General features: G+C 47.8%; 14 protein-coding genes. 2 read left to right on the top strand and 12 right to left on the bottom strand.

Annotated features, from left to right (window positions below; translation table 11 throughout):
- Positions 1-39: 39 nt before the first annotated feature.
- The 12 genes from MHM95_RS07690 to MHM95_RS07635 all read right to left on the bottom strand — a co-directional run bounded on the left by MHM95_RS07690 (position 40) and on the right by MHM95_RS07635 (position 18,718).
- The gene (locus tag MHM95_RS07690) at positions 40-1,086 is read right to left on the bottom strand and encodes a FecR domain-containing protein (RefSeq protein WP_239384960.1); all 1,047 of its coding nucleotides are present in this window, start codon (positions 1,084-1,086) and stop codon (positions 40-42) included.
- 15 nt (positions 1,087-1,101) lie between these two features.
- On the bottom strand, positions 1,102-1,668 hold the full coding sequence (locus MHM95_RS07685) for an RNA polymerase sigma factor (protein WP_022944563.1): 567 nt from the start codon (positions 1,666-1,668) through the stop codon (positions 1,102-1,104).
- A gap of 69 nt (positions 1,669-1,737) precedes the next feature.
- A complete protein-coding gene (locus MHM95_RS07680; RefSeq protein WP_239384959.1) occupies positions 1,738-4,485 on the bottom strand; it encodes a family 20 glycosylhydrolase in 2,748 nt (915 codons plus the stop codon).
- Positions 4,486-4,628: 143 nt separating this feature from the next.
- Positions 4,629-6,914, bottom strand: a complete 2,286-nt coding sequence (locus tag MHM95_RS07675) for a family 20 glycosylhydrolase (protein ID WP_239384958.1) — start codon at positions 6,912-6,914, stop codon at positions 4,629-4,631.
- Positions 6,915-6,997: 83 nt separating this feature from the next.
- On the bottom strand, positions 6,998-9,514 hold the full coding sequence (locus tag MHM95_RS07670) for a TonB-dependent receptor (RefSeq protein ID WP_239384957.1): 2,517 nt from the start codon (positions 9,512-9,514) through the stop codon (positions 6,998-7,000).
- Positions 9,515-9,803: 289 nt separating this feature from the next.
- Entirely contained in the window at positions 9,804-13,043 is a 3,240-nt protein-coding gene (locus MHM95_RS07665) for an Ig-like domain-containing protein (protein ID WP_239384956.1), read from the bottom strand.
- A gap of 270 nt (positions 13,044-13,313) precedes the next feature.
- Entirely contained in the window at positions 13,314-14,471 is a 1,158-nt protein-coding gene (locus MHM95_RS07660) for a glutathionylspermidine synthase family protein (RefSeq protein ID WP_138509872.1), read from the bottom strand.
- Positions 14,472-15,056: a DUF1190 domain-containing protein gene (locus MHM95_RS07655; RefSeq protein WP_239384955.1), complete on the bottom strand. Its 585-nt coding sequence runs from the start codon at positions 15,054-15,056 to the stop codon at positions 14,472-14,474.
- A 10-nt stretch (positions 15,057-15,066) separates the two neighbouring features.
- Entirely contained in the window at positions 15,067-15,471 is a 405-nt protein-coding gene (locus MHM95_RS07650; protein WP_022945794.1) for a DUF350 domain-containing protein, read from the bottom strand.
- A 25-nt stretch (positions 15,472-15,496) separates the two neighbouring features.
- Positions 15,497-15,862: a PilZ domain-containing protein gene (locus MHM95_RS07645; protein ID WP_022945793.1), complete on the bottom strand. Its 366-nt coding sequence runs from the start codon at positions 15,860-15,862 to the stop codon at positions 15,497-15,499.
- Between the two features lie 213 nt (positions 15,863-16,075).
- Positions 16,076-17,749 carry an energy-dependent translational throttle protein EttA gene (gene ettA / locus MHM95_RS07640; protein WP_022945792.1) on the bottom strand — a complete coding sequence of 558 codons (1,674 nt, stop codon included), beginning with the start codon at positions 17,747-17,749 and terminating at the stop codon, positions 16,076-16,078.
- A gap of 81 nt (positions 17,750-17,830) precedes the next feature.
- Positions 17,831-18,718: a DMT family transporter gene (locus MHM95_RS07635; protein ID WP_239384954.1), complete on the bottom strand. Its 888-nt coding sequence runs from the start codon at positions 18,716-18,718 to the stop codon at positions 17,831-17,833.
- Positions 18,719-18,864: 146 nt separating this feature from the next.
- Between MHM95_RS07635 and metA the strand changes: the two genes are divergently transcribed.
- On the top strand, positions 18,865-19,812 hold the full coding sequence (gene metA / locus MHM95_RS07630) for a homoserine O-succinyltransferase (RefSeq protein WP_022945790.1): 948 nt from the start codon (positions 18,865-18,867) through the stop codon (positions 19,810-19,812).
- Complete coding sequence (locus MHM95_RS07625; RefSeq protein WP_239384953.1) at positions 19,802-20,857, top strand: homocysteine S-methyltransferase family protein; 1,056 nt, start codon at positions 19,802-19,804, stop codon at positions 20,855-20,857. The genes metA and MHM95_RS07625 overlap by 11 nt, the downstream gene beginning before the upstream one ends.
- Positions 20,858-20,863: the final 6 nt, after the last annotated feature.

The raw sequence follows: 20,863 nt of genomic DNA, 5'->3' as shown, positions 1-20,863 counted from the left end.
TGTACCACACTTTGGCTGTGGTCACTATGCCACTTTTAGCTAATTCGCCACTAAGGTCACTTTATCACCGCTGCGCAATACCTTAATGGGGTAAAGCTGTTGCAGGCTCGTTAGCCACGCTTCGATTTCAGTCGTTAAAAAAGTGCCTGTATACACTAAGTGCTTTAACTTTTCGTCGCTGATTGTGATGTCCATTTGGCTATAGCGGGCGACATCATGGAGTACATCACCTAAGCGAGCATTATGATAAATTAAGTGACCTTGTTGCCAAGCCATTTGGGTGCCTTTTCCCTGTGCCTGGCTGCGAGTAATATTACCATCAGTGGCCACTTCTGCGGCTTGCCCTGCCGTTAATTCAATGGCGTTTTGTTGCGCCACGGCAACTCGCCCTTCTAATACATCAACACGCACTGAGTCAGGGTTGGCGCGGACGTTAAAAATAGTGCCTAACGCCTCTACCAGGCTTTGCTGATAGCGTACGATAAATGGTCGCGTCGGGTCCTTGCTGACATTGAACAGCGCTTCCCCTTGATATAGCAATAACTCTCTCGTGCTATCGCTATAACGCACGGCAAGCTGGGTGTTGGCACCTAAGGTGACCTGCGAATTATCATCCAAGGTCACGGTTTTATGCTCGCTCACCGGGGTGTGGAAAAATTCGCTGTACACCTTGCTACTGGGTATGGCGGGACTGTTAACGATTTGTCGTGGCGCCGGTGAGCTGGGCGGCCACAGCATCAGGGTGGTCACAAGCACAAAGGACGCCGCTAAGGCTGCGTACCAAAGCGTCGCTGGTTTTTTTGGCTTGCGCTTGGTTGCGGGCTCGGCGTCAAGGTGAGCAAGCTGACTGTCAACAAACGCCGGGTCGAGTTGTGCCGACAATGCCCACAGTTTGTTTACCTTAGTAAAGGTTTCACGGTGGCGGGCACTTTGGGCGAGCCACAGGGTAAGCGCCTCAGGGTATTGGCTGTCGTTGTCATGATCCAGTTGCTGCTCATGGAGCGTCAGTAGCCACTGTGTGGCTTGTTGCTCAATGACAGTTTCATCATCACCGGGAAGGGTCATATCAATATCCTTTCTGCTCATGCTTAAAGCTCATGCTTAAAGCTCATGCTCAAGTTGTTGGTAGCAATGACGAACTGCACGTAGAACGTATTTTCTCACCATACTGGTCGATATTTGCAGGGTCAACGCGATCTCCTCATAGCTTTGTCCGCGCATCTTATATAACAAAAAGGCCAAGCGGCACTTGTCTGGAAGGCTCGCGAGGGCTTTTTCCATTTCTTTAAGTAATTCGTGATTATGATGGTTTTGCTCCGGCCCCGTTGGCGCACACAGCTTAGGTAATTCATCACTGTCACTAACATAGTGATCAAAGGGGCTGCGAGCCTTACGCCTTAGCTTATCAATGGCCAGGTTAGTGGCTATTTTATATAGGTATGCGGCTATATAGCTGCTTACCTTCTCTTGCTCTAAGCCCAGCAGCTTAACAAATGCTTCTTGGGCAATGTCTTCGGCTTCACGCTTATCCAGCCCCTTGGCCATAATGTGGCGAATGAGTTTGCGTTGCTGCTTTAAAAACAGCTGCTCTACTTGCTGGCGTCTATCTGATTCATAGTTGCTTTCGCTGTTCGCCGCTTTGCGCTTAAACGATAATAAAGATGGCATGGGTACGCATCCTGCTATTCCTTTTATTTAGCGTACGGCGAGCCTTAAGTGCAGGCCCGCCGCCTTGATTTACTCAGACAACGTAGCCACTCGACTCACTCGTCCAGAGTCACTCACAGTGCGTAATTGCACTGATGCCGAGGTGGTAAGTGGGACTGGCTGTTGGTAGTGATGCCAGGTCGCACCTTGATCTAAGGAGTACTCGGTATTCATCCCTGCAAAGCGAGTATTGACCACAAGCTTTCCGTTTTCGATGGCGCCACCGGGCAAGGGGATGCGGTAGTTTACGCCAGGCTGATGGGGTATTTGACCATGAATGTCGACTACTTGGTAATAGTCTAATAGTGGTAGAGCGTGCTGCCCCAGGGTGTTCGCAAAAGTGTCCCAGGCCTGCTCTGTTGCTAAGCCTTCAGCGGGCATGGTTTGTACCCAAGCGCGCTCGGCGGCTCCGAGTAACTTCGGAAAGGTCATGTAATCAAGGATCTCAGGGGATTTTTGATTTTCACCAAAAAGTTGCGCCTGAATGCCATCAATATTTTGCTTACCCGTGGCGCTCAATGGCAGCCAATTTTCTCCCCAGGGGACCGGGTTGCCGAGCTTATCAGACTCGGCATTGGCATAGATATTAAAAGGGCGATAAGTAAAGGTTTTTTTGGTATCCGTATAGCCCGCCCAATGATAACCCACCTCGTCCGGGTGCTTATTGTAGGCTAAATCGAGATACATATTAGTGGCATGCGCGAGCACCACTTTATAGCCTTGGTTGGCAAATTTATAGGCTTGATGCTCATTGCCCCAGCCCCAAACGTTATTCCAAAACACCGGGTATATATTGCCATAATCGACGTTGCCTGTGCCGTTATGAGAAAGCACATCGCCCCAGGTAGCCATATCAAAGCCATGGCTATTAATGATGTCTTTCCAGCGCGTGAAAAAGTAGTCAAATAGTTCGGCGTCGGTTTTCCCTGCTGTTGCTGGGTTCGCCTGCACGGCCGGGGATTTGGCCCACCATTCATTTGCGCCTAAATGCGGCAGCTCATCGCCACCGCCGTGTAAGCGTGTGCGCTTAGCATCGGGCACCGCATCGTACATAGCGCGAGTCTCTCTGACCACATGGTTGAGAAAAGTAAAGGTGCCCTCTAGCGCTGGGTTGACAAAGTTGTCGGTGTAAAACTGCGGGGTGTAGTATTGAGACTCATCGAGTGGGTCAATCAATCGGTATTGATTGGCGGCAACCGGATCGGTGTCTTTGTATTTGTTATATCTGTATTCCATGGCTTTGATGGCGGCGCGAGCATGGGCGGGGAAGTCATACTCAATAATGACATCAATATGGCGGTCTGCCGCGTATTGCAGAATTTCTTGAAACTCTGCGACGCTATAATAGCCCCAGCCTTTGCCAAGGAAGTTTTGCTGGGCGATTTCAAACCCTTGGAACTGTGGCTCGGTGCCTAAGTTAGCCGCGACTTTATCGGCTGGTTTGTTGTCGATGCCGTCACCGGGCGCAAATTCATTGGCTGCGCCCATAAAGGTATGCAACATCGTGGTTTCTTCAAGGTCGTGTCCGCGTTTGGCACCAAACTCAGTGAGCTCCGGCAGCCCAGGTATTTCTAAGCGCCATCCCTCGTCATTAGCAACATTAATCTCAAATTTATTGAGCTTATAAAACGCCATTAAATCCAATAGTTTAAAAACAGTTTCAAGGGATTGAAAGTTACGCGAGACATCGAGCATCATGCCTCGATAAGCAAAGCGAGGGGCATCTAAAATGGTGCTTGCTGGCAGCACTGCATTATCAGCCAAGGTATTTGAATTAACAGCATTTTTGTATACGGATGTAGGAATTAATTGGCGCAAAGTTTGGATGGCGTAAAACACCCCTTGAGCATCGCGACCGGTGATAGTAATACCGGAAAATGCATCTATCTCAAGGCGATAACCGCCGGCATCCGGTTGGCCATCGTTGTTGGTATCGAGCTGAGCATCTAGTTGCAAAGTGATATGGTTCGGGCCATTTTGCGCAGCGCCATTAATGGCAAAAGAACCACTGAGAATGTCGCCGAGCGCCGTTTGTAAATAGGCCGCTTCCGTGGCCAAGGCGGAGGGCGCCGAGATGCCGGTTAATTGGCTCATTAGGGTGAGAAACTCATCGTTTTTATGCTCGACTGAATAAGGCTGTGGCACTAACTGATGTTGCAAGGCTAAGGGAGAGAGCGCTGTGGTGTTCTCTGTAAATCGCAGTGCCGTGGTTTGCACTGGCATGGTGTCATTGCTGGCTTGAGTGGTTTGCTTCGGATCGCTGGGGTCCATGATGACATTCACCAGCACAGCCTGAGGCGTTTGTCCGTCATAACTGATATGAAAGCCAGAAGGCGAGTCGTTTTTAAGCATTTGCCAGTACTGAGCGATTATCTCTATCTCTCGCGACTGCCCTGGTTGTATGGGCTCAAAGCCAGGTTGCGGCTTTAACACAAAGTAATCGCCGCTTTTGGCGACATCGGCATTATCCAAACTGAGGTTTTGTGCTGCTATATGCTGACGCGCATAATCGCCATTAGCATCACCGCTTGGTAACACACTGGCTGGGGGGCGCACTGAGCTGAAATACAGTGCCCATCCAGACTCTGAAAGTGGCTCCGTGCCGTTATTAGTAATGGTTAAACTGCCAAGAAAGATATTCTCGCCAATTCCGTGATCGACCACTTGCCAGTGTAAATCGAGGTTATCAGGATGGGGCTGAGCAACGGCTAACTGGCTCGCGCTCAATAAGCTCAAGCCTGCCAATGCGAGTGTGAATGTAGATAGTTTTGCAACCATGAGGGCTCCTAAGACGTTGTTATTGTGTAGTGAGAGCGAGTACCGCAAGTGGCTCTAGTGCTATAAACGTCTTAGCGTTAAGGTTTGGGAATAAAAAATAGCAATAAGCCCTAAATACGTATTTAGTACTAGGGCTTAAAAGGTTAATACACCGCTATTTCATCAATGTATAAAGGCAATTTGGGGATTTGTATATCCTGAGATTGCTTACTATTGATGGCACTCACTTTGAGGTAGCGTACACGCGTGGCCGCAAAAGAGAGAATCGACATGGGCCCGGGAGGTTGCTGAATGTGGGCCAGCGGTTGCCAGTTTTTGTTATCGTTAGAACCCCATATCTTGATGCTTGTTGGCGGATGCAGTTGTCGATGACGACCGCTGTTATAGCCTATTTCTACGCGCTCGACTAAGGTTGAGCTGTCTAAATCGATGACCGCTTCAAGGTCGCTATCATAAAAAATAGCGTAGTCATTGACGCTGTAAAATTGATCATAGGCGAACTGACCGTCTTGCAGCTTAGTGGCAGAGCCTTCTGCTGGCGGATAGCTAAAGCTTATTTCTTTCCCCAGTGCGAGGTGCGGCGCTAAGGTAAGCTGTGCGTCTCCTACTAGTTGCCCGAGCGGCTTTGCAAAACTACGCGCCCGCACGCGCGTGCGCTCGCTGATAATAATAGGTTGCTGATAACGTAACGAGGCGAGTGTCGGCTCGCTGCCATCGAGGGTGTAGTAAATCTCGGTGCCTTCGATATCAGTGCGCATGGAAACCTGTAGTTGCTCGCCTATTATAGTGCTGCTGATGGTGGGGTTGTAGGCGCTGGTGGCGGCATTTATATGCATTTTTTGGTAGCGCTGCATTAATTTGGGTAAGCGCTTTTGGCTATATTCAGACCACGATTTATCTGCTTTTGCAGACCATAAGGTTTCGGCCAACGCACTTAAGCGCGGAAAAACCATATACTCGGCGTGGCGCGGTGTTTTTATATATTCCGTCCATAAAGCACCTTGCGCACCAATGATGAGCTCTTGTTGCTCGGGGCTTAGATGGCTGGGCTGGGGCTCATAATGATAAACGTTTTTGAGTGTGGAAAGGCCGTGAATGGCCTTGGGCTCATCGAGGTTACGCGATTGATAAGCGTCAAAGTATATATACTGATAGGGGCTCATTACCACTTGATGGCCCAGTTTTGCAGCGGCTATTCCTCCTTGCGTCCCGCGCCAAGACATCACCACAGCCCCTTCTGCGACACCCCCTTCTAAAATTTCGTCCCAGCCAATCACTGTTTTGCCCTGCGCTTGAACAATATTCGCGACGCGCTTTATAAAGTAGCTTTGTACTTGCTCAGGCGTGCTGAGCTGGTGTTCACGCATGAGCTGCTTTACAAAGGGGCTGGCGAGCCACTGCTTTTTAATGACTTCATCGCCGCCAATGTGAATATATTGGCTAGGGAAAAGCTCGGCCATCTCTTTATACACTGTGCTTAAAAATGCAAATACATCCTCTCGGGGGCAAAGTACGTCCTCAAAAATACCAAATTGGGGTTGTACTTTGACCGGTTGTTGATGGCAAGAAAGTTCTGGGTAAGCGGCCAGCAAGGCACTGGTGTGCCCGGGAATATCAATCTCTGGTATTACCTCAATATGGCGGGCCTGTGCATAGGCTATCACTTCTTTTACCTGAGCTTGGGTGTAAAAGCCAGAAACGGGTTGCTGATCAAACAGCGGTTGATAGTCATAGGTATGACCGACCACAGTATGAGGGCGGGTGGCGCCAATTTCAGTTAGTTTCGGATAGGCATCAATGGCAATGCGCCAGCCTTGGTCATCGGTTAAATGCCATTGAAAGACATTAAATTTATGCATAGCTAACCAATCGATGTAGCGCTTTACAAAATCGACATCGAAGAAATGGCGGCTTACATCTAAGTGCATACCACGGTATTTAAAGCGCGGCTGATCGTTAATGGTCACTTGGGGGACAGCCCAACTGGCTTGGTTTATAGGCATGCGCGATTCTATCTCTGCAGGAAGCAATTGCCGCAATGATTGCACCGCCCAAAATAGTCCCGTTGGCGTTCGCGCGCTTATTTTTATGCTTTGTGCACTCACTGCTAGCCGGTATTGCTCCTCGGCAAGCCCGCTATCCACAAGATGCAGCGTGATGACATTTCCTTTGCTACGCGTTTGCTTGGTTATAGGCAGTAAATAGCCTGTGGGCGGGCGTAAAAACTCTGCCAAATACTCAGCGACTGGCTTAGCATCGGGGTGATTAAAGCTTATTTCGGTCTCCTGAGTGAGCTCAAATTGGCCTTGTGCATAGGCAATATGATGGGGTTTTGGGGTGATCTCGGCATACGCCTGTTGGCAGCTAAAAAACAACGCGAATGCCACCAAGGTGCTGGATAAGTAGTAAGAAAGGGTACTGTCATTCATAGTCAATTCCTGAGAAAAGCCCGCAACAGCGGGCTTGGGTGTACTAATTGGCACTGGGCAAAGCGCTAATTAGTAGGGGAACATTAAAAGTTAAGCGTTAATGAGGCACTCACTGTGCGCCCCAGAATAGGTCTGGCGTAGTAATAGTCATAGCCCGCTTGAACATCGTTCACGGCACGTGGATTGCCTTCAGTTAGGCCTAGCTCGTCGGTGAGGTTTGTCGCTTTAACATGCAACGCAGCGGTGTCGTTAAAGCGGTAGTTAACGCCCATATCCACGGTGGTATAGTCGGGAAGAACAAACTTATTTTCGCCATCGGAATAACGCTCACCTAAGTGGTGGATGGTTAAGTACACATCGCCATCGTCAAAATAATAGGTTGGGGTGAGTCGTAGTTGCACCTTCGGAGTGCGCTTAACCTGTTTACCCTGCCAATGTGCAAAGGCGCCCGTGAAGCCCTCCATTTTTGGATCTTGTACCACCCCGGTTAAGGTCAGCTGTACATCATCCAAGGCTTGCCATACGGCCTCGAATTCGACGCCATCGGTAATAGTGTCAATTACTTGATTAGCGACTTGGCCATCACTGCCGGTAAAGTTACGTTCAACTAAGTCATTAAATTTAGTGCGGAATAAGGTAACAGAAGCGCCCAGATCCGCACCCGAGTAGCGGGCCCCAAGCTCTCCAAAGGTCAGGTTTACACTGTCGTTAAAGTCTGCCTCGCTGTGGGCATGAATATTCTGACCAAAGCTCATTAAGCGTGGCATTTCAAAGGCATCTGCATAACGACCAAAGGTCGATACACTCTCAGAGAGGCGGTAATTAAAACCTATGGTCCAGGCTGTCTCGGTTTCACTGCGGGTTTTCGATAAGAATTGCTGCGAAGGTGTATCAACGTAGTTATTAGCTAAGTTGTTGTCGGTATCGTTGCCATTGTCGTCAAATGCACCCTCTACCGACTGTGCAAACTCGGTGCCCGACGCAGTACTATCAAGCTCTAGCCACTCGAGGCGAAGGCCGCCGTCTATACGCAGATTATCCGTTACCTGAAATTGCTCATTGATAAAGAAAGAATGCGAGGTACTGGTGCCAAAAGCGGTCGCTTGACCCCATCCGGGTGCATACCCTGTCGAGCCTCTATCGGTGAGTTGACCTACCACCTGTTGGTTATTGTCTACGGCAACGATATCGAGCAACCGGGCGTTGTCTTTTACCTCGGTAAGGAACTGTGATTGCCACTGATCAACCGGCAGTGCATCGGCATCAACATAAGCAAATAGCCAACCCATAGTCACTGTATGTTGGTCGCCTTCATAGGTAAAGCTCAGTTTATTTACGAACTGCTCGGCTTGATATTGTGAGTACAAAGGGTAGCTTGTGGTGACCAAACCATTACCATTAAGGTTACTGACATCTGTCAGTAGCTCACCGTTATCCACGTAACGATATCGCGCTGCAACAGCGCCCTCATCGGCGAATTGTGTCAACATTGCGGTGACATCTTGCTGGCCTAGGCGCTCGTTGGCATTGATAAGCGTGGAGTTATCAAAGTTCAGCAGGATATACATGTCATTCTCAAAGCGAGAGTAACGCCCAGCGGTGTCGAGTAACCAGCGATCGTTGAGCTCCCAATCCAGGTTATATCCTAAAGTAGAAAACTTAGTATGCTGCCCATCTTTAAGGTCTCGGGTTTGATAGCTGCCATCTTGTTGCAAGTACTGTAACAGCCGCTGGCCATTACCTATTAAGGTACCATGTTGCGGATCGACACCGGGGATGCCCTCGGGATCATCTTGGTTTTGCAGGGGGATGGGCACGAAGAAAGTGGTGTGATCGTTTAAATGCTTGGCAGATAAAGTTAACTGACCTTTATCAAACTCTCGAACTAAACTCATGCGCAGCTGGCCGCCATGATCCGCCGTAAATTCGGTATCTCTGACCCCGTTTGAGCGTCGATAAAAACCGCCCAACGACATTTTCCAATCATCGCTAATAGGGGTGCCGTAAAAGAACTCACTGCGGTACATGCCATAGTCGGCGGTGGTTAAGCGAATGGTAGCTTCTTCAACGCTATCGGGCTTGCGGGTAATAAAGTTCACCAAGGCAGCCGGACCATTGGTGGTTAGCAAGCCCGAGGTGCCACCGCGAACCGCTTCCATATGCTCGATAGTGATGTCTTGGCGCTGATAAAAATCGACCCAGACGCCGTCGTAGACCACCGGTAGCCCATCTTCTTCCACGCCTATATAGCGAAATCCTTCGCCGCCGCGAAGACCCCGTGGAGCGACGTTATTGTTGGTTTCACCACCAGAGTCCTCAACCCAAAACCCGGGAACGGTTTCCAGTAAGTCTGCCGTGCCGAGCGGTGCTTCGCGGGCGAGATCTTCGGCGCTCAAGGTAGTGATAGACACCGATGACTCAAGCTTAGTTTGCCCACGCCCGCCACTCCCTGTGACCACTATGCGCTCAAGGTCGAGCAACTGCTTTTTATCGGATTGTTGTTGTGGTTCTGTAGCGGCGAACGCTTGGCTACTGAAAAGTACACTGCTTATAGCAAGCGCAATAAGGTGTTTTTTATACTGAAGTGTGTGCTGGTTCATTTTGGCCCCTTCGTTTTTATTATGAGCAAAACCAATGGTTTTTGGATTTGTAAATCTATTAACGAACGAGGGCGGCGTTTTAGGAATGCGATTTACGCAGTTATCTCAATTAACGATCGAATGCTTGAGAGGATAAGAGCGTTACATTCAGCTGAATTGGCCGTTTATTATATGCGAATGTCGATAATAAGTGGGATAGGGGTTCATACTAGATTGGATCAAGCATCTTAGCAGATACAGTGGCTATATCGTTTTTGAACATATAGCCACTGAGATAAAAGCCTTCGTTTTACCTTTGAACTGGTGCTTGCACGCTCTTAATCAACGTTTTCTTAGGGTTGCGTCTGAACAATAGCGTGCCCATCATAAGCAGTGATAGTAATGATAGCGCTCCACTGCTTCCCTCTTGTTTATCCTGATCGGGAATCGCTTGACCAACGACCTCAAAGGTCACCGTCTGCACTTGAGAATACTGTGCTCCATCATATACGCGATAGCTCACTTGATCTTGGTAAGATACTTCACCTTGCGGCTCATAGGTAAATAGGCCTGTATCTTGCTCAAATTCGAACTTACCTTTTGACGGAGGAGTAACTACCTCGTAAGTCACGGGGTCATGATCAGCGTCGGTGGCTAAGAATTTGCCGCTTAGCGTACTGCTGTAGTAGGTGTCAAAACTGGCGTTTTGTCCTTCAGGAGCGGTGTTACTGAACTGAATAGTTGCCACGGCGGCTTCTGTGGATTCCAAGCCGTCAGTAACAGTAAAGTTAAAGCTAATAGGCTCTAAACTATTATCGCTCGGCACGTAGCTAACTTTTCCTAAGCTATCATTAAGTAACGTTAACTCACCTTCATTAGGCACAGTGGTCAGAGAGTAAAGCAGGGCGTCACCATCTGCATCCTGTGCAGCAATATGAAACGTACTTTCGCCACGCCAATGCATGGTGAATGTTTGATCACTTGTTTGTGGCTTTTGATTAACTAGCTCAATAGTAATGACTGCTTCATTAGACTCAATACCACCTAAAATTGCTATAAAGCTAAAGTTATCTTCACCAATAAAGTCTCCATCGGGCGTATAGGTAATAAGCCCCTCAGTGCGATCCATGAAGGTCACATCACCATGTTTAGGTGGCTTTAACACGAAAAATTCCGCTTCCTGATCTGTGGTTGCAGTTAAGCTCGCAGTGAAACCTTGTTTTGCATGAGTAGACATACTTTGCCCGAGTGCTTCTAGATTGGTATTTGATGTGGGTGTTTGGAATAGCGTTACCATGTCTCCCCCAACCAGGTAATGGGACTTACCTTCAAATTCAAAATATGAGACATGGTGTGGATTAGAAACTGGCTGACGCCATTTAATTTCACTGTTCGTTAAATCAAAAAGACCAATGTGATCACTACAGCTAAATGCAACTTTAGTATTGGAAATGGTAGAAAGGTAATCGATAGGTTGAGTGCAAAGGTTACTGATTGCTGTGGTGCTAAGATCCATATTTACAGCAAATAATTGGCCCTGCTCATCTCCAATTAAAAGGCTCTCACGTTCTTGATATATGCCTTTGGCCAAGGCTGTAAAACCTTGCTCTTGGCTTGTTTTTAAGACTCCTTTAGTAACATCAAAAATATGCACTTTGCCGTCCAATATAGCGACAACATCAGCGTTGCCGTCTTTATTATAATCGTGAACTTCGATGTGCTTGATATCCGCCCAGTTATTTCCTAGCGATGGAGATGTCTGTTCTATTTCGCCGTTAACACCATTGATTACGTATATAAAACGCCCAGGAGAGCCGGTATGCGCGATCCCACCTGAGGTAATTATTTCGATTTGGCCATCGTTATCTATATCAGCGGTTTTAACGGCATGAAGAGGTGAACCCCTATCAAGCGTTTTGGTGAACTCGAGTTCACCGTTTTGACCATTGAGAATGTAAAGTGCGCCATCATAGAGCTTGTCGGTTGCAACAAGTATCTCATTGGTATTGTCTCCATCAATATCAGCAATACTTAGGTCATGTAGCCCGGTCACAGCTTGGCCTCCAAATGGAGATTGTTCAGCGGTGGACCATTCAAGTTCATATGTACTAGCGTTAAATACATAAATAACACCATCATCATAACCACTGTTGGACTTGTTAGAGATTGCTATGATTTCTAGCTCTCCATCACTGTCCACGTCAGCGATTTCATAGGCGTTGAATGGGCCAGAGATATCCTTAGTTTTGGTTTCTTTGTGTTTTGTCTCTAAGTCATAAACGTAGAGGTGATCCGACCCCGAAGATGAATAGCCTCCCCCCCAAAATATTTCCATTTCAGAGTCATTATCAAGGTCGCTGATCATAATGTTGGTAACACCGTGGTCAGGATTGGCAAGGGACCACAAGCGTTCACCCGATGTTGCATCTAGCGCATGAATACTGCCCCATTGACCATCACCGTATAGCAATTCTTTCTTACCATCGCCATCGATATCAAAGGTGAGTAATGCATCAATATCTAAGTCAGCTTTATAAGACCAAACCTTGGACTGACTATCGATATCAAAAGCTTGGATGTCGTACCAAGATTTAGCCGTGATGAGTTCGTCACTGCTGTCTTCATCCAAATTGACAGTAGTAAGGTGGCGACCAAAAGATTCATCATAGGACCAAATTAATTGCTCAGGTTGCTCTGATAGCTGATAAACATGACCCGTGCTAAAGGCAATTTCCAGAGCCCCACCGGCAACAAATTGGCCAACGGCTGCATGCTCTCCGCCAAAGTTATAACTGGCAAGCAACTCTTTAGTACTGATGTTAAATATGTTTGTTTGTTCTGTGCTAACAGCAATTAATTCATCACTACCGTTATTATCAATATCAGCTAACAACAACTGCTGAGCTGATTTTGTTGTCAAGCTCTCGGTCCAAATTTGTGCTGAGAGGTTGTACGACCATATGCCGTCGTCTGTACTAATAAAAAGTAAGTGATTGTCAGAGGCTTGATCAAAGGCACCCACTAGATCAATTACGGCTGCAGAGTTAGGTGTTTTCTCCTGATGGTTTATAACGTATTGATTATCTTTGAACTCCACGATGGAAATTTTGGTGCCTGCGCCAAAGCCATCGCCACTGGCAAACGCTAAATTCTGTTTGTCGTTGCCATCGAAGTCACCAGAGTAAAAGCCAGAAGCTCCAATTCCTGAGCCATAGGTATAAAAACCCCACACTTGGGATAATGTATTTGTTATATCACTATTGGCGGTCCTGATTTTATCTGCCTGTAATGTATTACTAAAAACTCTTTCCTGTTTGTCCTGAAACAACTCTTGTGACAGCTGCTTACGCTCATAATTTATGAGTTGGTCATTGTTTTTTACATTCAGGCCTTGGACGTTTGTGGCGGTATCTATCGCAGCGTAGGCTCCATAACTGTTGATCAAGCTGAAGCTCAAAGTTGATACCAGGGCGGTGAGTAGATTTATTTTAGTTGGTCTGAATATCACTGCAAATATCTTCCATTCTATGCATGTTGGGAGTGGGGTCATAACTACGACAAGCCAATTAAGCTAATTTAAAGAGCGTGAGCTGAGTGAAATTAGCACTCGCCTAGATACGTAAGTTAAGTTTTATAATTCAATTAACAGCTTATTGGTACTTGTATTTATTCCAAAGGGCTGGGGGGATCTTCACTTGGTGGGTAAACATTACCTTAACCACAGCAAAAACTCCTTGTAAGTCATACTAGTCCCTAGTTCATACTGTATTCATAAAATCGGCACCGATTGTACCGACATAAGAAATAAAGTGAAGAGTAATTACCCTAAAATAGTATGAGGGACGAACCGAGAGGTATCTTTGGTGATGGGGCCGTCATCTTCGCGAATAGTGAGGCCGCAACTTTGGTGTCCGACGACCCAAGAGCCGATCAAGGTGTGATTACCGGCAAACACGGGTAAGGGTGCTAACGCTTGAGTAATAAAGCCTTCGCTACCGTAACTACCGCTTTGGTGCACACGGCCCTTGTCTGGATGCACCCAAGTGATATTCTCGCCTTCGCGGCTAAACAGGGGTTTATTCACAAAGCCTTGCTCCAGCCCATCGCCTTCTTCACCGCTAAAGTAGGCGGCTAGGAGATTCGGGTGGCCGGGAAACATTTGCCACAGCAGCGGTAATATGGCTTTATTCGATAACACAGCCTTCCAAGGCGGCTCGACAAACAGGGTGTCGGTGCTGAGCACATGGGGGGCAAAGTCGTCATGCAGCAACTCTTCCCAAGGGTAAAGTTTAAAGAGTTGCGCGATAGGAGCATGTTCTAGGTCAGTGAGCTGGCCGTGCTCATCAACGCCAATATCTTCAATAGCCATGCGCGCCGTGGGCATGCCTGCTTGATAGGCACAGTCCTGTAAATAACTGACGGTGCCTTTATCTTCAATGGAGTCGCGACTGTGGACAAAGTGCAGCAATTCGCGGTTAGAGAAGAAGTTAAAACGCTCAATGAGCGCCTCTTGAATACTATTGAATTGATCACTTTGCCGTGGCAATTTGCCTCTATCTACTTGCTGTTCCAGCCACAGCCATTGGAAAAAACCCGCTTCATAGATGGAGGTGGGGGTATCGGCGTTGTACTCCAGTAATTTGGCAGGGCCGTTGCCGTGGTAACTAAAGTCCATACGGCCATATAGGCTAGGCTCTTTGTTGTGCCAACTGGTGGCGATAAAGTCCCAATACTGCTCGGGCAAAGCGAACTTGCGCAGCCAATACTCGTCACGTACAACTTTGTCGACCAATTCCAAGCACATTTGCTCCAGTTCATTGGTCGGTTGCTCTAAGTCGTTCTCAATTTGCTCTAGAGTGAATTGGTAATAAGCACTTTCATCCCAGTACTTTTCACCATCAATGCGGCAAAAATCAAAGCCGAAATAATCGGCCTGAGCGGCTAAATCCGGCCGCTCAGCAATAGGGTGGCGAAACATCTACCCACCAAAGCTACGTGATGAAGCACGGCGGCCAAAGCCTCCTCGGCTGCGAGTAACGCGCTTGGGCTTAGAAGCGTATTTAACTTTAGACTTTTTCACCATAGTGGTGCCGCGATTGTTGACTGAGCCAATGTAATCATTGTTGGCATTGCGGAAGCTGAAAAAGTCATCGCGTGAGCGATAAAGGGGCTTCGCACCTGAGTAGTAATTTCCCCCTAAAAACGCGTATTTTTTGCGTTTTTTCTTCTTCATAAGGTCTAAACCTTCATCCACCGCCTCAGCGACGGCGGCGATCATAAAGCCTGCCATAATGGGTCGCCAAATACTGCCTTCTTGCTCACAGCGCTCAAACCCGAAGTCATTTTCACAGAGGTTTTCATTGGCGTACTTTGGCGCTTCAATATCGTGATTAGCCAAGGCCTGTTGGTATTGTGCTTGGCATACATCGCGTTCGACGCCAAAGTCGGTGCAATCATCTACATCGGTAAATAATAGTGCTGGTTCTTCAGGGTCGGTGCAGCCACTCAGTCCGGCACTGGCACCGAGCATAAGTGTCAGTTTAAGTTTGCTAGTACGTTTCATTGCCGCCTCCTTAGTAGGTGATACAGGCAGCGTTGAGAATACCGGTGGCCAGTGAAGCAACCCCTAAAAATGCCCCTGCGCTCATATGCCCCTGAGCAATTTTTTCAGACAACTTCGGCATGTATAAACGCACTAAGAAGAAGGTCACTAATTGCATAATGCCAGCGATAACGCCCCAGATAGCAAAGTCTAGCAGCGAGACCGAGTTCACCGCTGCACTGGCAACTGGAAGGGTAAAGCCAATGAACGCGCCACTAAACGCGGTGGCAGCGGCGGCATTGTTTTCCTTCATCAAGGTCCATTCGCAATGCGGGGTGATAAGGGTGTAAATGAATAGAAAGGCTAGGATAAGTAGGTAGCCTAAACCAAAGTACATGATAAAAGGGACAAAGCCCTGGATGGATTCCATGATCATTATTGTGCTCTCACTGCAATCGTTATTATTGTTCGGGCGCAGCAAGCTGCGCTAACTCCCTGTGCAGTAGCTTATCATCACCCACGTTAAGTTCAATAAGGCGTTTTAAATGAGTGGCACTGTCAATATCCATTTTTACACAATGTAAGCCAATGTGTTGCGGCTCAATGTGAGCTACTTCAGCAAGCATATCAATATCAACATCACTGCCAGATAGGTGGAAAATAAGCTCTACACTTTGACCTAACTGTGGGTTGAAGTCATCAGGATGGCTTACCAAAGCGCCATTTAAGGAAAGATCAAGTAAATGACAGCCATGGTGCTGGTTATTAAATACTACTAGGGCGGGGCGTTGAAAAATAACACGAGTGAAGTTTCTGCGGTTTTCCATAACAGTTCCTGTATTGGCGCGTCTCCCTCCAGTGTAGTAGCCAGCCTTGAGGTTGTCCTTGGCTGTGAGTGACTTTTTTCGCTATTTCAATAAGCTAAAAATATCACAATGGTCATCAAGTAGTGGCGCGTTAGCGCAATCGCAGTGTATACATCGGTGGATGCCAAGGGCACAAAAAAGCCCCATCGAGATGGGGCCTTTTTATGTGGTTAATTAACCAATCTTTTTATACTTAATGCGCTTCGGTTGTGCAGCCTCGGCACCTAAGGTTTTCTTCAACCACTGTTCATATTCGGTGTAGTTACCATCGAAGAAGTTAATTTGGCCTTCGTCGCGATAATCAAGAATATGAGTGGCGATACGGTCTAAGAACCAGCGGTCGTGCGAGATCACCATGACACAGCCAGGGAACTCGAGAATTGCATTCTCTAACGCCCGCAAAGTTTCAACGTCTAAGTCGTTGGTTGGCTCATCGAGAAGTAATACGTTGCCGCCTGCTTTTAGTAGTTTGGCTAAGTGCAAACGGTTGCGCTCACCGCCGGAAAGGTCTTTGACGTATTTTTGCTGATCATTACCTTTAAAGTTAAAGCGTCCCACATAGGCACGGCTTGGGAACTCAAAGTTGCCCACTTTCAACACATCTTGACCGTCTGCGATTTCGTCAAATACGGTTTTACTCTCGTCCATGTTGCCACGGAATTGGTCAACGGTGGCGAGTTCAACGGTTTCACCTAGGGTGATTTCACCACTATCAGGCTTTTCCTCGCCGCTGAGCATTTTGAATAAGGTCGATTTACCAGCACCGTTGGCACCAATAATGCCGACAATCGCTCCCTTAGGAACGCTAAAATCAAGGTTATCAATAAGCACACGGTCGCCAAAGCTTTTGTTTAAGCCCTGTACATCAATGACCTGATCACCTAAGCGCGGGCCAGGTGGAATAAACAGCTCATTGGTTTCGTTACGCTTTTGATAATCGCCTTGTTGTAGTTCAGCAAATTGCGCCATACGCGCTTTTGATTTTGCTTGGCGACCTTTCGGGTTTGAACGTACCCACTCAAGCTCTTGAGCGATGGATTTTTGTCTTGCTTTCTCTGCTTTTTGCTCTTGTTGCAGACGTGCGTCTTTTTGCTCAAGCCAAGAAGAGTAGTTGCCTTCCCACGGAATACCTTCGCCACGGTCCAATTCGAGGATCCAGCCGGCCACGTTATCAAGGAAATAACGATCGTGGGTTACCGCCACTACAGTGCCTTCATAATCATGTAGGAAGCGCTCTAACCAAGCGACAGATTCAGCATCTAAGTGGTTGGTAGGCTCATCGAGAATAAGCATATCTGGCTTTTCAAGCAATAAGCGGCAGATTGCTACACGGCGACGCTCACCCCCTGATAAATGCTCAATCTTGGCATCCCAAGCTGGCAGTCGTAATGCATCTGCCGCGCGCTCTAGGGCGTTATCAAGGTTGTGGCCATCGTGGGCTTGAATAATGGCTTCAAGTTCGCCTTGCTCTTTGGCAAGCGCATCAAAATCGGCATCTTCCATGGCATACTCAGCGTATACTTGGTCAAGGCGATCAAGGGCATTTTTAACTTCACTGACCGCTTCTTCTACAACTTCACGCACTGTTTTGCTTTCATCAAGCTCAGGCTCCTGAGGAAGGTAACCAATTTTAATGCCAGGCTGAGGGTGTGCCTCACCCTCAAAATCTTTATCCACGCCGGCCATAATGCGTAGTAAGGTCGATTTACCTGCGCCATTTAGGCCAAGTACACCAATTTTTGCGCCAGGGAAAAAGTGCAGAGAGATGTCTTTTAAGATGGTGCGTTTAGGTGGCACCACCTTTGACACGCGACTCATCGAGAAAATAAACTTATCAGGTAAAACCATGAAAGGAGCCTTTACAATGTGACTAATTTAAACTGCCGTTATTGTAGAGTCTCTATGGTGAAAGCGTCAACGAATGGCCCGTTAATTTGCCAATAATATGGCCACTCCAGCCAGCGCCAATAAACCGCCCACTATCATACGCCAAGTCACCGGCTCGCGTTTAAAAAAGCCAATCGTCATGACCATCAGCGGGGCAGTGGCAAAAATAGTTTGTGCAATAGCCGGGTCGGTATGCTGCACCGCCGCCAATTGCAGCCACAAGCCAACGAAGGTGCCGAAAAAAACAGCCACCAGCAGCCAGCGTTTGTTATCAATACCGTGCAGTCGAATGGCTTGGTATAGGTCGCTGCGTTTTATAATCATTACCAGTAAAGCCGCGCTCAATGTGCCGGCAAGGAGGCGAATAAGGGCGGCCCATAGGCTACTCATCGACTCAGTATTCATAGCCCCTTTTGACATCACCATGCCACTGGCTTGGCACAAAGCCGCAAGTAATGCGAAAGCCACGCCTTGAAAGTAAAACTTCTTATCAACTGGGGGCAAGTGGCGTTGAGGTAATACCGCGAGGATCACCCCCACCGAAGTGATGGCGATGCCCAACCAGGCCAGTAGCGGTAAGTATACACCCAACAGCACAATATTAAGTATGCCAGTTAAGGCTGGAGCGAGAGATTCGATTATTAAGGTTCGTGCTGGGCCAATACTGCGCAGGGCGCCAAAGTAGGCGCTATCGCCGATGGCAATACCGATAACCCCACCGGCGATAAGCCAGCCCCATGAGGTGAGCTGCACTGGCATGGCGCCATCGCCAAGTAGCGCCATGGCAATTACCATCATTAAAGAAGCGAGTAAGCCTTTACTTACATTTAGTTGCAGTGGTGAAAGGTGATGACTGAAGCCTTTGTACAATAAGGTAGAAAAAGCCCAAACCACGGCTGCACTGATTGCTGCAATTTCACCTATACCCATCATCGACTCTTTGTTAGTTAATCGCGGGCATTATTGCAGTTAACTCATCCACTGCAACTTTATTTTGGACGTCTAAACATCTAGAGGTTGAAATTTACAGTGTGGCGTTCATAATAGCCTCTTATCTTCTAATTCGGAGTACCGCCATGCCCATTACGGTTCAAGACGCTTTGCCAGCCATTATGGAACTGCGCCAAGAAAACGTATTCGTGATGCCAAAAAGTCGCGCTCGGACTCAAGAAATCCGGCCCATGCGCTTGGCTATTTTGAACCTGATGCCGAATAAGGTGGAAACCGAAGTGCAATTTATTCGTCTGCTGGCGAATACGCCATTGCAGGTCAATGTTGACTTGCTGCGTTTAGATACGCACCGCTCTAGCGCTAACTCAGAGCAGCATCTGGATATGTTTTATCAGTACTTCTCAGATGTTAAAGACAACAATTACGATGCCTTGATTGTCACCGGCGCGCCCTTGGCCCACTTAGAGTATGATGAAGTAGGGTATTGGTCGGAGCTACAAGCGTTCTTTGATTGGGCGGAGCACCATGTGACCTCGACCCTATTTAGTTGTTGGGCGGCGCACGCTGGGCTTTTCCATCATCATGGACTTAAGCGTCAATTGCAGAAAAATAAGTTGTGCGGAGTGTTTGAGCATCAGTGTTACTTTGACCACGCGGCGTTAACCCGAGGCTTTGACGATCGCTTCCTAGTCCCGCATTCGCGTTATGGCCATATTGATATTGCCGCGATAAACGCCTGTAAAGAATTAGTCGTGGTAGCAGGCTCGCCCAAGGTAGGTGCTTACTTACTTAAGAACCAAAGCGGTTCGCAGGTGTATATCACCGGACACCCTGAATATGATGCCGATACCCTGAAAAAAGAGTATTTACGTGATTGCGACAAAGGCGCTGACGCACCGATGCCAGAAAACTACTTCCCTCATGGCGACCCAGCGCAAGAGCCCTCGAAAACCTGGCAAAGCCATGCCTTTTTGTTATTTTCGAATTGGCTTAATTACTACGTTTACCAAACCACTCCCTATGATATTAATCTGGTTAGCCAGGATGTAAGGACTAACAACTATGCCGAATAAACGTGATGCATTAACACTGGCCCTCAACGAGCGCATTTTAATTTTAGATGGCGCCATGGGTACGATGATCCAACAGCATAAGCTCGAAGAGCATGATTATCGTGGTGAGCGGTTTCAAGATTGGCACGTGTTGGTCAAGGGGAATAACGACTTATTGAGCCTCACTCAACCGCAGTTAATAGCACAAATTCACCGTGAATACTTGGCAGCGGGCGCCGATATTATTGAGACCAATACCTTTAACGCCACGACCATTTCCATGGAAGATTATGACATGGCGAGCCTAAGCCGTGAGATTAACCTCGAATCGGCCCGACTGGCACGCGCGGTGGCCGATGAATTTACCGCTCGCGAGCCACACAAACCGCGCTACGTAGCCGGCGTACTGGGGCCAACATCAAAAACCTGCTCGATCTCACCGGATGTTAATGACCCGGGCTATCGCAATATCACCTTCGATAAGCTGGTGGCCGCGTATATCGAATCGACCCTGGCGCTGATAGAAGGTGGTGCCGATCTGATTTTAATTGAAACCATTTTCGATACCCTCAATGCCAAAGCCGCTTCCTTTGCGGTAGAAGAAGCGTTCGAACAGGCTGGAGTGACTCTGCCGGTGATGATCTCCGGCACCATCACCGATGCTTCGGGTCGAACCTTGTCAGGGCAAACCACCGAGGCGTTTTATAATTCCATTCGCCATATTAAACCCCTCTCCATTGGCTTGAACTGTGCGTTAGGGCCAGACTTGCTGCGTCAGTATGTGGAAGAGCTGGCCAGTATTTGTGAAACCTACACCTCGGTGCACCCCAATGCGGGGCTGCCGAATGAATTTGGCGAATATGATTTAGAAGCCGAAGAAATGGCACAAGAAATCATCGACTGGGGGGAGCAAGGGTTTATCAATATTGTTGGTGGCTGTTGTGGGACCACACCCGAGCACATTAAAGCCTTTAGTGATGGGCTAAAAAACACCACTCCACGTACTTTGCCCGAGCTGCCGGTGCGCATGCGTTTAAGTGGCCTTGAAGCCTGTAATCTCAATTAAGGGGCC

The organism is Pseudoalteromonas sp. CnMc7-15 (assembly GCF_022347925.1).
GTDB classification, from domain to species: Bacteria; Pseudomonadota; Gammaproteobacteria; order Enterobacterales; family Alteromonadaceae; genus Pseudoalteromonas; species Pseudoalteromonas ruthenica.
This window is presented reverse-complemented; position numbering and strand designations above follow the sequence as displayed.

What these genes read in the sequence shown, in the direction of transcription:
- MHM95_RS07680 (WP_239384959.1), bottom strand. Translation starts at nt 4,485, where the DNA reads ATGGTTGCAAAACTATCTACATTCACACTCGCATTGGCAGGCTTGAGC.
- MHM95_RS07665 (WP_239384956.1), bottom strand. Translation starts at nt 13,043, where the DNA reads ATGACCCCACTCCCAACATGCATAGAATGGAAGATATTTGCAGTGATA.
- MHM95_RS07685 (WP_022944563.1), bottom strand. Translation starts at nt 1,668, where the DNA reads ATGCCATCTTTATTATCGTTTAAGCGCAAAGCGGCGAACAGCGAAAGC.
- MHM95_RS07625 (WP_239384953.1), top strand. Translation starts at nt 19,802, where the DNA reads ATGCCGAATAAACGTGATGCATTAACACTGGCCCTCAACGAGCGCATT.
- metA (WP_022945790.1), top strand. Translation starts at nt 18,865, where the DNA reads ATGCCCATTACGGTTCAAGACGCTTTGCCAGCCATTATGGAACTGCGC.
- MHM95_RS07670 (WP_239384957.1), bottom strand. Translation starts at nt 9,514, where the DNA reads ATGAACCAGCACACACTTCAGTATAAAAAACACCTTATTGCGCTTGCT.
- MHM95_RS07655 (WP_239384955.1), bottom strand. Translation starts at nt 15,056, where the DNA reads ATGAAACGTACTAGCAAACTTAAACTGACACTTATGCTCGGTGCCAGT.
- MHM95_RS07645 (WP_022945793.1), bottom strand. Translation starts at nt 15,862, where the DNA reads ATGGAAAACCGCAGAAACTTCACTCGTGTTATTTTTCAACGCCCCGCC.
- MHM95_RS07635 (WP_239384954.1), bottom strand. Translation starts at nt 18,718, where the DNA reads ATGGGTATAGGTGAAATTGCAGCAATCAGTGCAGCCGTGGTTTGGGCT.
- MHM95_RS07660 (WP_138509872.1), bottom strand. Translation starts at nt 14,471, where the DNA reads ATGTTTCGCCACCCTATTGCTGAGCGGCCGGATTTAGCCGCTCAGGCC.
- MHM95_RS07675 (WP_239384958.1), bottom strand. Translation starts at nt 6,914, where the DNA reads ATGAATGACAGTACCCTTTCTTACTACTTATCCAGCACCTTGGTGGCA.
- MHM95_RS07650 (WP_022945794.1), bottom strand. Translation starts at nt 15,471, where the DNA reads ATGATCATGGAATCCATCCAGGGCTTTGTCCCTTTTATCATGTACTTT.
- MHM95_RS07690 (WP_239384960.1), bottom strand. Translation starts at nt 1,086, where the DNA reads ATGAGCAGAAAGGATATTGATATGACCCTTCCCGGTGATGATGAAACT.
- ettA (WP_022945792.1), bottom strand. Translation starts at nt 17,749, where the DNA reads ATGGTTTTACCTGATAAGTTTATTTTCTCGATGAGTCGCGTGTCAAAG.